Raw genomic sequence first — 3538 nt, forward strand, 5'->3', positions numbered from 1 at the left:
ACGACGGCGGTGCTGGGACGGGCGCCGTCGATGCGGCGCCGCCCAGCGGGGCCGGGCAGGACACGGGCGCGCCGGTCCCGCCCGCGGCGGGCGGCGGGCGGGCGCGCCGCGCCGGTCATCGCGCGGTCTCCGGGCGCCGGGCGACGAAGGTGTGGGTGATGCCCGTCTGCCATCCCGGCAGCGGCAGGGCCCGCACCCGGTCGAAGCCGGCCTCGCGCAGGCGCTCCGTGAAGCGGTCCGCAGTGTCGAAGTCGACGACGCTGCGCCACAGATGGCGGTACAGGGCGCCGTCTCCGAGAGCGCTCGCCACCGGCTGGACCAGGCCCCGGCTCACCATGGTCCACACCGCGCGGTCGGCGCGCCGGCCGCTGAGGGTGTACTCGTGCACGGCGAGCCGTCCCCCGGGCGCCAGCAACTCGCGCACGGTGGTGAGGACGGCGTCGGGGTCGTCGACGTTGCGCAGCAGGTAGGCGGCGAAGACCGCGCCGAACGGCCCTTTCACCCCCGCCTCGGCGAGCCGCTCCACCGGCGCGTGCACGAAGGTCACGCCGTCCGCCCAGGGCTTGGCGGCGGCCCGCTCCAGCATGCCGGCGGAGGCGTCGACGGCCGTGATGTGTGCGGCCGGCAGTCGGGAACGCAGCGCCGCGGTCGAGGCGCCGGTGCCGCAGCCGAGGTCGAGCAGGCGCAGCCCCGCGCCGTACCCGGGCAGCCCGAGCCGGCGCACCGAGCGCCGCAGGTGCGCGTGGTAGCCGGGATTGGCGGCCACCAGCGCGTCGTAGCTGCGGGAGGCGTGGTCGAAGGCGGCGGCGAGGTCGTCGTCGCGCAGCAGGGTCATGCGGTCTCCAGGGCGGGTGGGTACGGGTTCGGAAGGTCAGCCGAAGGGGCGGCGGGGCAGGATCGGCAGCTCCAGCGCCGACCGCAGCATCGGTGCGACCGGGGTGCGCAGGCCGATGGCGAGGTCCTCGTGCAGTCGGGTGCCGCCGTCGAGGAAGCGCAGCAGCCGGTCCATGGGGACCTGGGCGAAGAGCCGGCTGAACAGGGCGGGGCCGTCGACCCGGCCGCTGGCCAGGGCGCGCAGCAGCACGGCGTCCATGGCGCGGGAGCGGGCGGAGTGGGCGGGCGGCGGCAGAGGGCGGCGTCCCCGGCGCAGCGCGGCCGCGACGGCGCGCGTCTGGCGCTGGAGGCCGGCGAAGGTGTAGCCGGTGGCGGGCCGGGTGGCGCCGCCGGCGGCGCCGATCCGGAAGACCGAGGCCCCGGCCCGGCGGGCCATCGGGGCGTCCGTCATGGGGATGACGCCGGTCTCCGTGGAGAGGATCCGCCGGTCGCCGAGGCGCAGCACGTCGTCGGCGTAGTGGCGTACGGCCGCTTCGTAGCCCTCCGGCGTCAGGGTGCGCGGGGAGAACTCGGTGTACTCCACGAGGGCTTCGTGGGGTTTGGTGGGCAGCACGTAACCGAAGGAGAGCCCGTCGGCGGGCTGCGGGGTGCGGAAGTCCATCAGGTCCGCGACACGCGTGTCGAAGACCGGCCGGGACGTGCGCACGAACCAGCCGTGGAAATGCTGGAGCAGGGTGGTGCGCGCGGCCGGCAGGCGCCCCAGGGGGCGGGAGTCGAGGACCCAGCGGGCGTGCAGGACGCGGCGGGTGCCGTCGGCCTCCCGCAGGTGCACGCGGGCTCCGCCGGTGACGTCCTCCACCGTGTCGACGGCGGCCTCCAGGCGGTGCACGTTGGGGCTGCCCGCCAGGTCCCGGCCGACCAGGCGCTCGAAGTCGTCGGACCGGATCATCTTGTACCGCAGCGGCCCGAGGTCGCCCTGGAGGGGGTCGCCCGTGGGCGGGCGCACCCTGAGCCGCCGCCAGCGGGCCGTCACCGCGGCGTCGAACCGGCCGCCCTCCGGCTCCCAGAAGCACCAGGTGCGGCGCGGCGCGATCAGGGGGCCGGGCGGTGCGCCCACCAGGACCACGGACGGCGTCCGCAGCCCCGGCACCTGCCCGGACAGGCGGTGGGCCAGGGAGAGTCCCGCTGCTCCCGCCCCCACCACCACCACCACCTCCGCCTGCAGCACCGCGGCCTCCTCCCGACTGTGCCCCGCTCGCCTCGTCTGCCGTATTCCCGCCCGTGTGCCCGAGCGGATGCGGATCACCCGTCTGCGGCAGCCGGCCGTCCTTCGGTGAACGACCGGGGAAAAGACATCCCGCTGCAGCGATCCCGCCCGTCGGGTGGTGCCGCATCCATGTCCGGCCTCCGCGCCGAAGCAGGTGGTGACGGAGCGAAGTGCGTTCACGACGAGAGGAACTGGGATGAGCCCCACACAGGCGAAGGAACACCACGGCGCCGCGCCGCCGCCCGTCCCGCGCCTGCTGCCCGTACCGGGATCGCCCGTCCGGGCGCACCCGGACGGGGTACACGATGACGGCCGGCCGGAGGAGGCAGGAGCCGTGGACCCGGTCGGCGCCGAGGACGTGCGCCTCGTCGACGCCGACGTGCCCGCCGCCGTCGGACGGGTCCTCGGCCACGTCCTGGACGAACTCCTCCCCCGTGCGCGGGAGATGGACGAGCTGTTCGCCGAGGACCTGGCGGGACGCGTCGCCGGCTTCACCCGCGCCGGAGGCAAGCGGACCAGGCCCCAGCTGCTGTGGTGGTCCCTGCGCGCCTGCGGCGGCACCGCCCCGGCGACCGTCTCGGCGGCCCTGCGGATCGGCGCGGCCCTCGAACTGCTGCAGACCTGCGCCCTGGTCCACGACGACGTCATGGACGGCTCGGTGCTGCGGCGCGGCCGGCCCGCGCTCCACGCCGACCTGTGCGCCCGGTACGCCACGGCCGCGTCCATCGCGCGCGCCGGCCGGTTCGGGGACGCCGCCGGCATCCTGGCCGGCGATCTGGCGCTGGTGTGGGCGGACGACCTGGTCGCCGAGACCGCCCTGGAACCGGCGACGGCGCGCGAGGTGCGGCGGCTGTGGAGCGACATGCGCACCGAGATGGTGGCGGGACAGTACCTGGACGTGCAGGCCCAGGTCACGGCGTCGTACTCGCTGTCGCGTGTCCTGCGCACCGCGTGTCTGAAGAGCGCTCTGTACTCGGTTGAGCGGCCGCTGGCGCTGGGGGCCGTCCTGGCCGGCGCCGACGGCAGCACGCTGCGGGCCCTGTGCTCGGCGGGCCGTCGTGTCGGTATGGCCTTCCAGCTGCGCGACGACCTGGACGACGTCTTCGGCGACCCCGGCCTGACCGGCAAGAGCTCCGGTTCGGACATCCGGGAGGGCAAGCCCACATACGTCGTCGCCCTGGCGCGGGCCCGCGCCAGGGCTGCCGGCGACCACCGCGCGCTGGCCGTGCTGGGCCGGTCGCTCGGGGACGCCGCGTTGCCGCAGGCCGGCCTGGAGGAGGTGCGGGCGGTGCTCGAGTCGACCGGCGCGCGGGCCGTGGTCGAGACGAAGATCAGCCGCCTGGTGGCGCAGGGGCTGCGCCACCTCGACGGCGCGCTGCTCGACCCGGAGGGCGGCGGGCGGCTGCGCCGGCTGCTCCGCTCGGCGGCCGACGGCGG

Annotated in this window: 3 protein-coding genes; 1 reads left to right on the forward strand and 2 read right to left on the reverse strand. The window is 76.3% G+C overall.

Annotation, left to right across the window (positions count from 1 at the left end):
* Positions 1-115: 115 nt before the first annotated feature.
* On the reverse strand, positions 116-835 hold the full coding sequence (locus ACFSL4_RS11050) for a class I SAM-dependent methyltransferase (RefSeq protein ID WP_381081135.1): 720 nt from the start codon (positions 833-835) through the stop codon (positions 116-118).
* Positions 836-871: 36 nt separating this feature from the next.
* On the reverse strand, positions 872-2062 hold the full coding sequence (locus tag ACFSL4_RS11055; RefSeq protein ID WP_381081137.1) for a lycopene cyclase family protein: 1191 nt from the start codon (positions 2060-2062) through the stop codon (positions 872-874).
* A 235-nt stretch (positions 2063-2297) separates the two neighbouring features.
* On the opposite strand from ACFSL4_RS11055, the gene ACFSL4_RS11060 reads away from it, so the two are divergent.
* The coding region (locus tag ACFSL4_RS11060) for a polyprenyl synthetase family protein (RefSeq protein WP_381081139.1) at positions 2298-3538 on the forward strand (1241 nt) is incomplete at its 3' end.

It is taken from the genome of Streptomyces caeni (assembly GCF_042678285.1).
In the GTDB taxonomy this organism is placed as follows: domain Bacteria; phylum Actinomycetota; class Actinomycetes; order Streptomycetales; family Streptomycetaceae; genus Streptomyces; species Streptomyces caeni.